Here is a 12,785-nt window from a genome sequence, read left to right as displayed (position 1 = left end):
AAAACGCGCCCTTATTCCCGCCCCGTAAACTTCCGGACATCCCCGGCAATAAATCCGAGTGCCTCCTGCCAGAAATTCAGAGAATGCACATCAATATCCATCAGCTTCGCAGCGTCTGCAATGCTCCGGGTACTGGTCGCTGAGAGGAACTGTTCATAACGGCTTACGAACGCCTGCCCCTGCTTTTGGTACTGCGCATACAGCCCCTTAGAGAACAACAGCCCGAAGGAATACGGGAAGTTCAGGAACTCATTGCCTGCCATATAATACCCGGCCTTGCTAATCCACTGGTAAGGATGAATGGACCCGGGCAGCACACTGTCCCCATAAGTCGCGGCCATCGACTCCAGCATCAATGCATTCAGCTCCTCTAATGGGAGGGGACCGGATAACCGGCGGGCATACAGTGCGCTCTCGAAGCAGTACCTGGCATAGAAATCGACAATATAATACCCCGCATCCGAAAGACTACGTTCCAGGATCGCATCCGCTTCCTCCGCAGGCAGCGAGTTCAAGAGTTCAACATGGATCAGACTCTCGCAAAAAATCGACGCCGTCTCCGCAATCGGCACCGGATACTCCGTGTTAACCATTGTATGTCCCGCGAGACGGCTGCTATGGTACGCATGCCCAATCTCGTGGGCCAGCACACTCACATCTATATATTGGCCGTGGAAGCTTGTTATGATCCGGCTCTCTCCAATCGGGACGATATCGACACACATCCCGAAATTGCCCTTCCCGCTGCGCGGCTCGGCATCGATCCAGCGCTGCCCGAACACCTTGCGGGCGAACCCGCCCAGCTCGGGGCTGAACCCGCTGAACCCCGCGATAATCATCGCCTGGGCCTCAGCATAGGTTACGCGGACTGAGGATTCAGTGCCGGTGGGCGCAAAAACATCCCAGAACGGCAGCTGTCTCCCCGCATGCCCCAGCCGCCCAGCCTTCTCAGCATAATACTGCCGGAAGACCGGCAGGCTCTCCCGGATGGCCTGAAGCATCACCTCCAGCGTCTCCTGATCCATCCGCGCTGCTTCCAGCACCTTATGCAGCGGGGAAGCATAGCCCCTTAACTCATAGATGGCTGCCGCCTCACCGGAGACAGCATTGATACAGGCAGCACTCTGCTCCGCTACACTGCGGCAAGCCTCATGCTCTGCTTCAGCCGCCGCCTGCCGTACCGCAGGATCGGGATCGTAGACCAGATTCCGCAGCTCCGCCAGCGTCACACTGCGGGTCACTCCGGCCAGCTCCAGATCGGTCCGCAGTGTAGACAGCGTCTGCATGTACAGCCGCTCCCAAGCCTTGGAGCCGGTGCGCTGCATCCGGGCAATTACTGCCTCGCCTTCCGCGCTGAGCATATGCTGCGATTTACCCTGTAATCCGCGCAGATAGAAGCTATGCTGCTCCAGATAAGCGCTGGAGCGGAGACTCTGCTCCAGTTCATCCGCACTTACACCTGCCAGCCATTTGCTGAAGCGGACCAGGGCTTCCTGCGCCCCGCTGGTCACCTCTTCCAGCTCGTCCATCAGATTCACAGCTTCCTCACACTGGCTGTCCGCACTGAACCGCAGCTCCGCGTAGCTGAACAGACGCAAATATAGCTGTTGATACGCATTATATTGTTTAAGGAACTCTTCCATCAGTTCGGCAGGAGCCTGCCCGCTAACGGGCTGCGAGGCCGACCATGTGTTCAGCTCCCCGGCAAGTCTCTCCACCTGCCGGCGGTCATGCTGAAATCCCTCCGACTCGAACGAGGGATAGATCCGGTCCAGATTCCATGTTAATTCGCATGTTGTTGATTCCATTGATTAATCTCTCCTTATTTATAATCGCAGGAGCCCTCCGTTATCACATGCTTCCACCCCGTTCTACTTGATCCTGACAGGATCATCCATTTCAGTATACCTTAATTCCTGAACGTCTCCCATCCACAGCCAGGCACCTTTTTTCGCATACACCCGGCCCCAACACCCAGCACTCGCCCAATGTGATCGGTTTTCCGATTACATCCCGCCCCAACACCCAGCACTCGCCCAATGTGATCGGTTTTCCGATTACACCCGGCCCGAACACCCAGCACTCGCCCAATGTGGTCGGTTTTCCGATTACATCCCGCCCGCACACCCGGCACTCGCCCAATGTGGTCGGTTTTCCGATTACATCCCGCCCCAACACCCAGCACTCGCCCAATGTGATCGGTTTTCCGATTACATTGGGCGCACGTGCAAAAAAGCTCTTCCTGCCCCCAGCGGGACAGGAAGAGCTTTTACCTTTGTACTCACACACTTACCTCGGCTCTAATCCTAGCCTCTACACACCATCTGCCCCATTCAGATATTGACCCGGCCGGTCCAGTTCATAGAGCTTGCGGTAACGCGGCTGCTGCTCCATCAGCTCGGCATGGGTGCCGCGCATCTCCACTTGGCCGTTCTCCATGAAGATGACCTCGTCCATCTGCTCGGCACCCACCAGATGATGCGTGACCCAGATCAGCGTCTTGCCGGCCATTGCCTCGAACATCGTGGCCAGCAGCTCGCGCTCCGTGCGCGGGTCGAGGCCAACCGTGGGCTCGTCCAGCACGACTACCGGCGTATTCTGCAGCAGAATACGGGCCAGGGCCATGCGCTGGCGCTCTCCGCCGGAGAAGCGCTGCCCCGCCTCGCGTACCGGAGTATCATAGCCCTCCGGCAGCGAAGAGATTAGCGTATCCAGCTTCGCCAGGGCTGCCGCCTGCTGGACCGCTGCCTCTGAAGCCCCCGGGTCCCCGAGCCGGATATTGTTCGCCACCGTGGTGTCGAACAGATGCGGGCTCTGGTTCAGCACCGCGATGAGCTGCGGAATCCGCTCACCGTAAGCCGCAGCATCGATACCGTTAATCGTCACAGAGCCGATGGTGGGCGCTATCACACCCTGCACCAGCTTGAGCAGCGTCGATTTACCCGCTCCGCTGCGGCCGATAACTGCAACCTTCCGCCCCTGCGGCAGCGCAAGGTCCAACCCCTGAACAGAGAAGTCGTCACCTGCCGCATAGCGGTAGCCCGCCGACTTCAGTTCAATCTCAACCTGTCCGCTGGCCTTAGCCGCCTGCATCGCAGCGTCAGCCTGAGCTTCCGCTCCCGCACTCCCAGCAGCAGTTCCCGTGCTAAGCGGCGCATCTCCCGCTGCGGCTTCCACGCCCTCCAGCCGCTCCAGTGAATTCCGGTATTGCGGAATTTTCTCCACAGCCTCGGATACGGGCAGGAAGGCATCCGCTACCGGGAAGACAACCAGCACGAACGCCGCAATCAGCGTTCCGGCAATCGTCCCTTCAGCATACTGTCCAGCCGCCCAGTATAACAAGGACAACACGGCCAGGCCGACAACAGCCTGCCCGATGAACATACGCAGCCGTGCCCAGCGCCGCAGCGAACCGTCTACGCGGGCAACCGCCTGCTCGTCTGCTTCGTACGTATCGACGAACTGGCTCTGCCGCCCGCTGATGACCCAGTCGCTTAAGCCAAGCACAGCATCTGTCAGCTTTTGATACAGCCGGTTGCGCTCCTGCTTCACCTGACGCTGACGCTTCTGGGTCAGCAGGAGGGAGATCAGCGGCAATACGACAACCAGCACCAGCATATAGAGTCCCATAAGCAGAGCAAAGGCCACATCAAACGTCCCGAGCGCAATCATCGCCGCTGCATAGATCAAGAGCGCGATAATACCCGGAAAGACCGTACGCAGATACACATTCTGCAAATATTCGATATCATCGGCAAGCATACCGAGAATATCCCCGGTACGGAAGCGTGTGGATAAGAACAGTGCCTGCGGCTCCAGCATATGGTACAGCCGGACCCGCATCTTCGACAGAATGCGCAGAATCGTGTCATGTCCCACCAGCCGTTCCACATAGTGAATGACAGCCCGGCTGGTCCCGAAGGTACGCACACCAACAATGGGGACATAGATCATCAGTATATTTTCCGGCGGAATCGAGGCCTTCGAGATCAGGAAGCCTGAGGTGTACATCAACGAAGACGCTGAGAAGATCGTCAGTGCGCCCAGCAAGATAATTAACACGAACCGCCAGAAGTAGGCAGAGTAATAGGGAGCAAACCATCCTTCACGTTTCAATGGATTCCCTCCAATTGACTTTGAATAAGCTCATAATAAGCACCCTTCCGCGCAGTCAGCTCGTCGTGTGTGCCTATTTCAGCCACCCGTCCCTGCTGCATAACGACAATCAGATCCATGTCGATCATCCAATGCAGGCGGTGTGTAGCCAGGAATACCAGCTTGCCTTCGAATAACGGCAGCATCGTCTCCTTCAGCTCATATTCCGTCTCAATGTCCAGATGGGCCGTCGGCTCATCCAGCAGCATGATCGGGCGGCTGCTCAGCAGAGCGCGGGCCAGAGCCACACGCTGCTCCTGTCCGCCGCTGAGTGAGCGGCCGCCGCCGCCGATCATTTCGTTCAATCCCTCCGGCAGCGAGGATACCAGCTTCGATAAACCTGCCGACTCCAGCGCGGCAGCTACAGCCTCCTGAGAAGCCTCTGGATAATAGAACCGGACATTATCAGCCAGCGTGCCGCTGAAGATATACGGGCGCTGCGGAATATAAGCCGTCTGCTTCCGCCACCCCTCATCCGTCAGCGCGCTGACACGGCTTCCATTGATCGTAAGGGTTCCAGAGGTCGGATGAAGGAAGCCGCCCAGAATATCTACAAGCGTAGACTTCCCTGCCCCGCTCTCTCCGATAATGCCAATCTTGCGATAACCGCTGAATTCAAGATGAACAGCTTCAAGGGACGGCACTCCATCCGCTTCATAGGTCACGCCAACCCCTTCAAGCTTCAGGTGGCTGTTATTGTTCCACGTGAAAAAGTCGCCGGACCAAGCTCCGCCCAGGCCTGTCATCTCCTTCTGCCCACCCGGCTCCAGCAGCTTCGCCTGGACCGTCTCACGGTCAATGATGCTCTTCATCGCTTCTCCGGCTTCCTTGCCGTCCAGTGTGGCATGGAAATCTGCACCCACCAGCCGCACCGGCAGGAAATATTCCGGCGCGAGAATCAGGATCGTTAGTCCGGTAACCAGCGTCATCTGCTCATTAACCAGACGCAGACCGAGGCTTACCGCCACCGAAGCGACAGACAGCATAGTGAAGAAGTCCAGTGCGAACGATGACAGGAAGGCGACTCGCAGCGTACGCATGGTTGCTGAACGGTAGCGGTCACTGACCTTGGCAATACTCTCACTGTGGCTGCGGCTGCGTCCAAGAAATTTCAGCGTCTCCAGACCGCGTAGCGAATCCACGAAGTGATTCGATAAGGTACGGTAGGACTTCAGCTGACGGTCCATCTGCTTGCGGGCCGTCATCCCGATCAGGATCATGAATACAATAATGATCGGCATCGTTAAGGTAAGAATGACACCGCTGGACGTATCCAGGGTGAATACATAGATAAGCAGCAGAGCGGGTGTGACCGCCATACCGACCATACGCGGAATAATCAGCTCCAGGTACGTTCGGAACTTCGTTACTCCTTCAAGCACTAATGTGACCATATTTCCGGTCCCCCGGTCGCCAGCCAGCCTTGGTCCCAGCTGGAACAGCTTGTCCATCATCTGTCTCCGCATGCTGCTGCCGGTCGCTTCTGCGAAGCGGTACGACACCCGGCTCATCAGCAGAGCGCAGGCATGGCGTACAAGAAACGCAAGAAGGAACAAGAGCGCTCTAGCCCCTTGTTCCTTCAGCGGTTCTCCCGCAAACAGCGCAGAGACAGCTTCTGCCAGCGACTTCGCCAGCAGAAGAATGGAGAAGCTTTGCACCAGGGTCAGGAAGCCAACCAGCAGAAAGACAGGCTTAACTCCTTTGTACCCAAGCAAATTTTTATCCATTAGTATTCAAGATGCTCCTTCTCATGAACCCGTTTGTGGAAGATGAAATAACTCCAGATCTGATAGCCCAGCACGAACGGCAGCAGGGTCAGCGCTACAATCGTCATCACCTTCAGCGAATATTGGCCGGAGGCCGCATTCGTAATCGTCAGGTTGAACGCCTGATCCAGCGAGCTGATCATCACCCGCGGGAACAGTCCGATGAAGATCGATGCAACAGACAGCGCCATCACAGCGCCGGTCATCCCGAAGGCATAGCCGTCCTTCTTCTTAGTCATGAAATATCCGGCCAGCAGATAAGCGGCTACAGCGAGAACAACTACAATCCACAGCAGCGTTCCGCGTTTATCGAAGATATCCGTCATAGTATATGTCATCACAACGAAGGCTACCAAGAGCGCCGCCAGTGGAATCAGCAGCTTCTGGGCCAGCTTACGCGCCCGTTCCTGCAGATCTCCAAGCGTGCGGAGCGTAGTGAACATCAGCCCGTGTACCAGACACAGCAGGACAACCGTAATCCCTGCAACCACCGTATACGCATTGACGATATCGAAGAATCCGGCATACATCTGCATATCCTTGTCGATCGGCAAACCCTTGATGAAGCTGGCGAATACCACGGCGAGCAGGAACGGCGGCAGGAAGCTGCCGAAGAAGATGCAGACATCCCATGTTTTCTGCCAAGCCTTGGAATCGCGCTTGCCTCTGAATTCGAAGGCGACACCACGGGCGATCAACGCCAGGAGAGCAAATACAAACGGAATATAGAAGCCGCTGAACAGCGTAGCATACCAATGCGGGAAGGCCGCGAACATTGCACCGGCACCCGTAATCAGCCATACTTCATTCGCATCCCAGAACGGCCCGATCGAATTGATCAGTATCCGTCGCTCCGTATCATTCTTAGCCAGAATCTGCGTCTCCATCCCTACACCGAAGTCGAAGCCTTCCAGGAAGAAGAACCCGACGAACAGCACCGCAATCAGCAGAAACCATAATTCATTAAGTGACATGGGTTAGCCCTCCTTGTTATACGGATCGTGGGATTCACCGTGTTCGTTATCCATAGCATAAGGACCTTTTTTGATCACTTTGACGAACAGGCCGACCAGCACTGCACCCAATATGGCATAGATCGCGGTAAAAGAAATCACCGAGAACAGCACCTGTCCGCTCGTAATATTAGGTGATACACTGTCTTCTGTAGTCATAAGTCCGAATACAGTCCATGGCTGACGCCCGATCTCTGTCATAATCCAGCCGGCCGTGTTGGCAATCGGCGGAAGCAGCAGTCCCCAGAACATGAAGCGCATGAACCAGGTATTGGGTCTGTCCATCTTTTTACGCCACATGAGGTAGATAGCATATACCCCGAACAGCATCATCAGCGTGCCGGCAGCAACCATGATCCGGAAGCTCCAGAAGGTTGTTTTGACCGGCGGAATATAATCTCCTGGTCCGTAGGCTACTTCATACTCCTTCTGCAGCTCCAGCATCCCCTTCACATCACCGGAGAATTTACTGTAGGACAGAAAGCTCAGCAGATACGGAACCTGAACTTCATTGCTGTTGGTCTGGTTCTTCACATCGATATTGGCAAATACCGCCCAAGGTGCCGGGTCGCCGCTCTCACCCCACAGCGCTTCGGATGCAGCCATCTTCATTGGCTGTGTCTCTACCAGATATTGAGCCTGTGCATGTCCTGCAACAGCAACGCCGAAGGAAGAAATAACCCCTACAATGGCTGCAATCTCGAATGATTTCCGGAAAAAAGCAACGTCCTGCTTCTTAAGCAATTTGTAAGCACTGATCCCTGTTACCAGGAAGGCGCCTGTAGCGTAGGCGGCAAGCACTGTATGCGGAAATTCGACCAGCAGCTGGCCATTTGTAATCAGTGCGAAGATGTCATTCATCTCAGCCCGGCCATTGCTAATCTGGAAGCCGACCGGATGCTGCATGAACGAGTTAGCCAGCAGAATCCAGAATGCCGACAGCATCGTTCCGAAGGCAACCAGCCAGATGGATAACAGATGAATCCGCTTGGATACCTTATCCCAGCCGAAGATCCAGATTCCGATGAACGTGGACTCCAGGAAGAAGGCCAACAAGGCTTCAATCGCAAGCGGAGCCCCGAACACATCACCGACGAAGCGCGAATAATCCGACCAGTTCATCCCGAACTGGAACTCCTGCAAGATCCCTGTTACTACACCTACTGCGAAGTTAATCAGGAATAGCTTCCCCCAGAATTGCGCCATTCTTTTGTACTCTTCATTGCCCTTTCTTACGTACATGGTCTCCATAATGGCAATTATGAGCGCAAGTCCGATCGATACTGGCACAAAGAAATAATGAAAAATTGTCGTCGACGCAAATTGTATACGCGACAGCAGTACTGTATCCATATTTCTCCCCTTCCTTCTCCCCATTTCGTTATGTCTATTTTGTCAAATTTCTATCACTCAAAGTGTGATAATTATCACATTATACGCCCCGTTTAGGCATAAAAAACAATAAATTTGTGACAAATATCACAATTTTGCATTTAAAAGCAAAAAAAATAAGACGGTTTCACCGTCTTGAAGGTGCCCTGCATATATAGTTGTCTTGACTCATAAAGGTATTGGTCTAGGTAATGGAAATACCTTTCTTAAGCGATTTGAGATCGCCATTTGAATTAAGCAATTGCGGCAGCATCTTCATGCTACGAACCATTGGGGAATGACAGAGACGGCAGGAAGGCGCATGTTCAAATGCGAAATTATCCCTCATCCATCCATTGCAATCCTCATTGGTACAGGCCCAAATTGCGGTATTTTCTTCCGGTACTTCCTCCAAAGGCTTTTTCCGGTAGTTCATTGCCGTTCCTCCCTTCCTTTATGTTGCAAGCAAGTAATGATAAAAAAAGACCGTCCCAACTTTCACAAGCGGGGACGGTACCTTCTATTAATTACAGTTTTACAACGTTTTCGGCTTGTGGTCCGCGGTTGCCTTGAACAACGTTGAATTCAACGCGTTGGCCTTCGTCCAAAGTTTTGAAGCCGTCGCCAGTGATTGCGCTGAAGTGAACGAATACGTCGCTTCCGCCTTCAACTTCGATGAAACCGAATCCTTTTTCTGCGTTGAACCATTTAACTGTACCTGTTTGCATGTGTGTTACCTCCACAAATTTAAATTAATATGTTCTTTTTATCTTCAGACAAAGAAAAAATTCACACATTGAGAAAGGTTGTAGCTTTGGTTGACAGCCCTTTTCAATGCGAGAATAAGGTATCAATGTAAGAATAATTTCATGTTACCACACCTTAATAACAAAGGCAAGCTGTTCTATCCTAATTCCTCCGTTTTTTCCCTTATAAGGACTACTTCCCAATGTAAGGGCTACCAGTCATATTAAATTGTAATATTTATACCCAATGCTACCAATTACCCCATTTATTTATTCTTGAAACAGCCCCGCCCTCTTCTTTTTTCCTGAAAAGGACGGCTTGAACTGTTTCCGTAATCGTGACTGCCTCATTATTATATACGGCCATTTCCAATTTTATTCCTCTGGCTTCTCAAGAAGCTGGACCGTGGTCTGCTTCACTTCACCATTGCGGTAAAAGGTAATCTTCAGCTTATCGCCGATCTTGGTATGATCGTACAGATATTTGCGCAGCGACAGGGTGGAGGTAATCGGCTTATCGTTGAACTTCGTAATTACATCGTTAAGCTGCAGACCCGCATCCTTCGCCGGTCCCACCGCATCCAGAACTACAACCCCATCGGTAACTACAGACGGAAGATTAAGCTCCTTGCGCTGGTCGTCGGCCAGCGGCACATACGGATTATTCAGATCCACTGAATAGACGCCCAGGTATGACCGGGCTATCCGGCCTTTGGAGGTAAGCTCATTGGCTGTATCCACCACATGATTGGCGGGAATCGCAAAGCCCAGTCCCTCTACCCCCGTATCGGAGATCTTCATCGTATTGATACCAATCACCTTGCCGTCCAGATCCACTAGTGCGCCCCCGCTGTTGCCCTCGTTAATGGCCGCATCCGTTTGGATCACTTCCTGCTCCCAATCGTACACGCCGTCCTGGTTCAGTGATACCGGTATCGTCCGCTCTGTGTAGCTGACAATGCCGGAAGTCAGTGTATCTCCAAGCCCCAGCGGGTTGCCGATGGCAATGACAGTCTCACCCAGACGCAGCTTGGAGGAATCCCCGATCTCAGCAATCCGGTCGATTCCCTTGCCGTCAATGGAGAGTACAGCAATATCGCTCACCTTGTCGGCCCCTACCAGCTCCGCCTTGTGTGTCACGCCGTCTACTGTAACCACTTCCAGCTTGCCGGCACCCTCAATGACATGATTATTCGTGATGATAAATGCCTTATTGTCATCCTTCTTATAGATAACTCCCGAGCCTAGCGCAGATTCATCGAGAATATTAAGTTCCTTATTGTCTTGTTTATGATTAATGATGCTCACTACCGCAGGGCGGATATGTGCAGCAGCCTGAATAATCCGGTCATACGGATCTGCGCTGCTCGCAGCCACCTTATCAATAACCACCGGAGCCTGAGCTCTCTCAGCGGCGAACTGTCCCGTTACCAGACTGAACAGCAGCACAGCCACTACAGCACTGCAGACAGAGCTAATCAGCGAGATCTGCCAGGTTGCCAGCGACCGCTTCGATTTGCGGACAGCCCACTTGCCGTCAGCATAATCGCCGGTTGATTTAGATTTGCCGCTTTTGCGCCGTGACACCTTGGTTGAATAGAAATCATCATCGAATAATCCCATGTTACACTCTCTCCCCTCTATTGCCACCGCATTCACGACTGAACGCCAAGCAACCACGCCCGAGCTTACCCGCTATATCTCTTAGACTTCACGAAGTACTAAAAGGTTTCACTTGATTTATTCACCACATTCCAGTGGGTTCTAAGCGCAAGGGATGTCTATTATTCTAATAAGCTACTAAAAAGTTTAACAGCTTGTATCCGGAATATTTTGCAACTTAAAAGACTACAATAGGATTAGAACGCTCTATATGATTGTATCACAGGCAGCCGCGCTGCCCACATGTTTTCTATGTTAAATAAATGTAAATTATTCACAGCTTCATTACTATCCATTTCACAAGGAGGGCCCGACTATGGAATCTTTTTCAACAAGTAAAGATCTGGTGCAATTCATTGGCAAGCTGGGGGACCTTAAGGATGAACATTATCAGCTGATTCTTGTCCAGCATGCAATGATTGAGCTGTTAATTGATAAAGGGCTATTCTCCCGCCAGGAGCTGGAGCACAAGATTACCGAGGTTGACCGTCTTATGACTGGCTCACCTTATCCCATGGCGTAGGCCGGTCATAGTAGGTGTCGCAGAGCCTGAACTCACTGTCTTTGTAAAAGCAGCCCCGGTCCTCCATAGCCCCGCGCACGGACATCTTCGCCAGATCCATCATATTATGGTCTCTGCTCAGATGTGCCAGATAGGCGCGCTTGGTCCGCCCGCTCAGAATCTCGCTGAGCGCTGCGCCTGCCGCCTCATTGGACAGATGCCCCAGATCGCCGAGAATTCGCCGCTTCGTATTCCAGGGATAACGCCCCATCCGCAGCATTTCGATATCATGATTCGACTCCAGCACCAGCACATCGGCATCCGATATCGCCGTTCTCACCTTGTCGCTGACATACCCGAGGTCTGTCGCAACACATAGCTTCTCCTTGCCGTCATAGAAATTGTAAGCCACCGGCTCTGCAGCATCGTGGGAGATGGCGAAGGATTCCACCCGCATACTGCCGAAATCCCGGTGCTGCCCGGTTTCCATAATGACCCGGTTATGCTCCTCAATCTTGCCAATCCCCTTCTCAATGGCTCCCCAGGTGTTCGAATTCGCATAGATCGGAAGATTATACTTGCGGGCCATCGCGCCCAGCCCCTTAATATGATCCGAATGCTCGTGGGTCACAAGAATTCCGTCCAGCTCCGCTCCCGTCAGTTCGCGCATAGCCAGCAGCTCGTCAATCCGCTTCGCGCTCAGACCCGCGTCGATCATAAGTGTGGTCTCGCCGTTACGCACCACTGTCACATTCCCGGTAGAACCGCTGGACAGTACTGTAAATGAAATCCCCATATCTCTCCTGCTCCTTCTACTCTGTTGTCTTCGGACTGATAATGTCCGCACTGATCGCATCCATATAATAGGCGCTTCCGTCCTCCAGCATGAACCGCCACATCGGCGAAGCCACCTGGCTCTCGGAGTTGAACAGCTCGCCGTAATAGCCCAGCTCAATCTCCTTCACTGCGGCATCCGCAGGAAAATACTTCTCGATCAGACTGCTAAGCGCCTGCGAAGCCGGGAGCACCTTCTGCAAATCCTCGCTCCGGCTTGCTGCGATCTCAATCTTCGGCCAGCGGTAGGCCACAATCTTCTGGTCACTGTTAATCAGCTCCAGCCGCACTCTGAACAGAGACCACTTGTTATCCACCAGCGGATGCAGGACGAACCTCCCGACCTCACTCTCCTGTGAATCGAACCGGTAATTGGCAATGTCGGGAATCTGGCTCTTCAGCAGATTGCTCAGCTCCGAGAACGAGGAGTACATCAGCTTGCTGTCGATCGGCTCCTTAAGCTTCACAGGCAGTTCATTCTGCTCTTCGGCCGAATAACGGTACGTGATATCAGGCAGCTGCGGAGTAGCAGCCGGAATCGGACATAGCAGCCGGATATTCTTCTCCTCCATCACCGCCTGAGTCTCTGCGGACAGGGAAGTGAAGTCAAGTCCCGCACTGACCTGATCGCGCACATCGATCCATAGCTGATAGCACAGCAGCAGATTCAGCACCAGAAAGGCATATATCAATACACTCTTGGCCCTTCCCCAGTCCATAACGTCCCTCCTCGAAT

The 12,785-nt window shown here is 53.2% G+C and carries 12 protein-coding genes; 1 reads left to right on the top strand and 11 read right to left on the bottom strand.

Going from position 1 to position 12,785, the window contains the following annotated elements; all coding sequences use genetic code 11:
• Positions 1-11 precede the first annotated feature (11 nt).
• The 9 genes from MKY96_RS29075 to MKY96_RS29035 form a co-directional block, all read right to left on the bottom strand.
• The gene (locus MKY96_RS29075) at positions 12-1,808 is read right to left on the bottom strand and encodes a M3 family oligoendopeptidase (protein ID WP_340945858.1); all 1,797 of its coding nucleotides are present in this window, start codon (positions 1,806-1,808) and stop codon (positions 12-14) included.
• Between the two features lie 91 nt (positions 1,809-1,899).
• On the bottom strand, positions 1,900-2,289 hold the full coding sequence (locus tag MKY96_RS29070; RefSeq protein WP_340945855.1) for a hypothetical protein: 390 nt from the start codon (positions 2,287-2,289) through the stop codon (positions 1,900-1,902).
• A gap of 24 nt (positions 2,290-2,313) precedes the next feature.
• Positions 2,314-4,116, bottom strand: coding sequence for a thiol reductant ABC exporter subunit CydC (gene cydC, locus MKY96_RS29065; RefSeq protein WP_340945853.1), 1,803 nt, complete (start codon positions 4,114-4,116; stop codon positions 2,314-2,316).
• Entirely contained in the window at positions 4,113-5,882 is a 1,770-nt protein-coding gene (cydD, locus tag MKY96_RS29060) for a thiol reductant ABC exporter subunit CydD (protein WP_340945850.1), read from the bottom strand. Before cydD ends, cydC begins: the two co-directional genes overlap by 4 nt.
• Positions 5,882-6,895 (bottom strand): cytochrome d ubiquinol oxidase subunit II, encoded by a 1,014-nt coding sequence (gene cydB / locus MKY96_RS29055; protein ID WP_036728016.1) that lies wholly within the window; start codon positions 6,893-6,895, stop codon positions 5,882-5,884. The genes cydD and cydB overlap by 1 nt, the downstream gene beginning before the upstream one ends.
• A 3-nt stretch (positions 6,896-6,898) precedes the next feature.
• A complete protein-coding gene (locus MKY96_RS29050; RefSeq protein ID WP_340945848.1) occupies positions 6,899-8,287 on the bottom strand; it encodes a cytochrome ubiquinol oxidase subunit I in 1,389 nt (462 codons plus the stop codon).
• Between the two features lie 223 nt (positions 8,288-8,510).
• Positions 8,511-8,741 carry a cold-shock protein gene (locus tag MKY96_RS29045; RefSeq protein ID WP_036699797.1) on the bottom strand — a complete coding sequence of 77 codons (231 nt, stop codon included), beginning with the start codon at positions 8,739-8,741 and terminating at the stop codon, positions 8,511-8,513.
• A 91-nt stretch (positions 8,742-8,832) separates the two neighbouring features.
• Positions 8,833-9,033, bottom strand: a complete 201-nt coding sequence (locus MKY96_RS29040) for a cold-shock protein (protein ID WP_019914582.1) — start codon at positions 9,031-9,033, stop codon at positions 8,833-8,835.
• A 393-nt stretch (positions 9,034-9,426) separates the two neighbouring features.
• A complete protein-coding gene (locus MKY96_RS29035; RefSeq protein ID WP_340945845.1) occupies positions 9,427-10,674 on the bottom strand; it encodes a S1C family serine protease in 1,248 nt (415 codons plus the stop codon).
• A 355-nt stretch (positions 10,675-11,029) separates the two neighbouring features.
• Between MKY96_RS29035 and MKY96_RS29030 the strand changes: the two genes are divergently transcribed.
• Positions 11,030-11,236, top strand: coding sequence for a hypothetical protein (locus MKY96_RS29030; protein ID WP_209879260.1), 207 nt, complete (start codon positions 11,030-11,032; stop codon positions 11,234-11,236).
• On the opposite strand, the gene MKY96_RS29025 is transcribed toward MKY96_RS29030, so the two are convergent.
• Together MKY96_RS29025 and yycI are read right to left on the bottom strand one after the other, a co-directional pair.
• Positions 11,205-12,011 carry an MBL fold metallo-hydrolase gene (locus tag MKY96_RS29025; RefSeq protein ID WP_036699804.1) on the bottom strand — a complete coding sequence of 269 codons (807 nt, stop codon included), beginning with the start codon at positions 12,009-12,011 and terminating at the stop codon, positions 11,205-11,207. The two genes, MKY96_RS29030 and MKY96_RS29025, sit on opposite strands and share 32 nt — an antisense overlap.
• Before the next feature lie 16 nt (positions 12,012-12,027).
• Positions 12,028-12,768 (bottom strand): two-component system regulatory protein YycI, encoded by a 741-nt coding sequence (gene yycI / locus MKY96_RS29020; protein ID WP_340945843.1) that lies wholly within the window; start codon positions 12,766-12,768, stop codon positions 12,028-12,030.
• Between the last annotated feature and the right edge of the window lie 17 nt (positions 12,769-12,785).

This window comes from Paenibacillus sp. FSL R7-0302, assembly GCF_038006885.1.
In the GTDB taxonomy this organism is placed as follows: domain Bacteria; phylum Bacillota; class Bacilli; order Paenibacillales; family Paenibacillaceae; genus Paenibacillus_AQ.
This window is presented reverse-complemented; position numbering and strand designations above follow the sequence as displayed.

Excerpts from the sequence above, each read along its gene's own strand:
- MKY96_RS29075 (WP_340945858.1), bottom strand. The coding sequence starts at position 1,808 with ATGGAATCAACAACATGCGAATTAACATGGAATCTGGACCGGATCTAT.
- cydD (WP_340945850.1), bottom strand. The coding sequence starts at position 5,882 with ATGGATAAAAATTTGCTTGGGTACAAAGGAGTTAAGCCTGTCTTTCTG.
- cydB (WP_036728016.1), bottom strand. The coding sequence starts at position 6,895 with ATGTCACTTAATGAATTATGGTTTCTGCTGATTGCGGTGCTGTTCGTC.
- MKY96_RS29050 (WP_340945848.1), bottom strand. The coding sequence starts at position 8,287 with ATGGATACAGTACTGCTGTCGCGTATACAATTTGCGTCGACGACAATT.
- MKY96_RS29045 (WP_036699797.1), bottom strand. The coding sequence starts at position 8,741 with ATGAACTACCGGAAAAAGCCTTTGGAGGAAGTACCGGAAGAAAATACC.
- MKY96_RS29040 (WP_019914582.1), bottom strand. The coding sequence starts at position 9,033 with ATGCAAACAGGTACAGTTAAATGGTTCAACGCAGAAAAAGGATTCGGT.
- MKY96_RS29035 (WP_340945845.1), bottom strand. The coding sequence starts at position 10,674 with ATGGGATTATTCGATGATGATTTCTATTCAACCAAGGTGTCACGGCGC.
- MKY96_RS29030 (WP_209879260.1), top strand. The coding sequence starts at position 11,030 with ATGGAATCTTTTTCAACAAGTAAAGATCTGGTGCAATTCATTGGCAAG.
- MKY96_RS29025 (WP_036699804.1), bottom strand. The coding sequence starts at position 12,011 with ATGGGGATTTCATTTACAGTACTGTCCAGCGGTTCTACCGGGAATGTG.
- yycI (WP_340945843.1), bottom strand. The coding sequence starts at position 12,768 with ATGGACTGGGGAAGGGCCAAGAGTGTATTGATATATGCCTTTCTGGTG.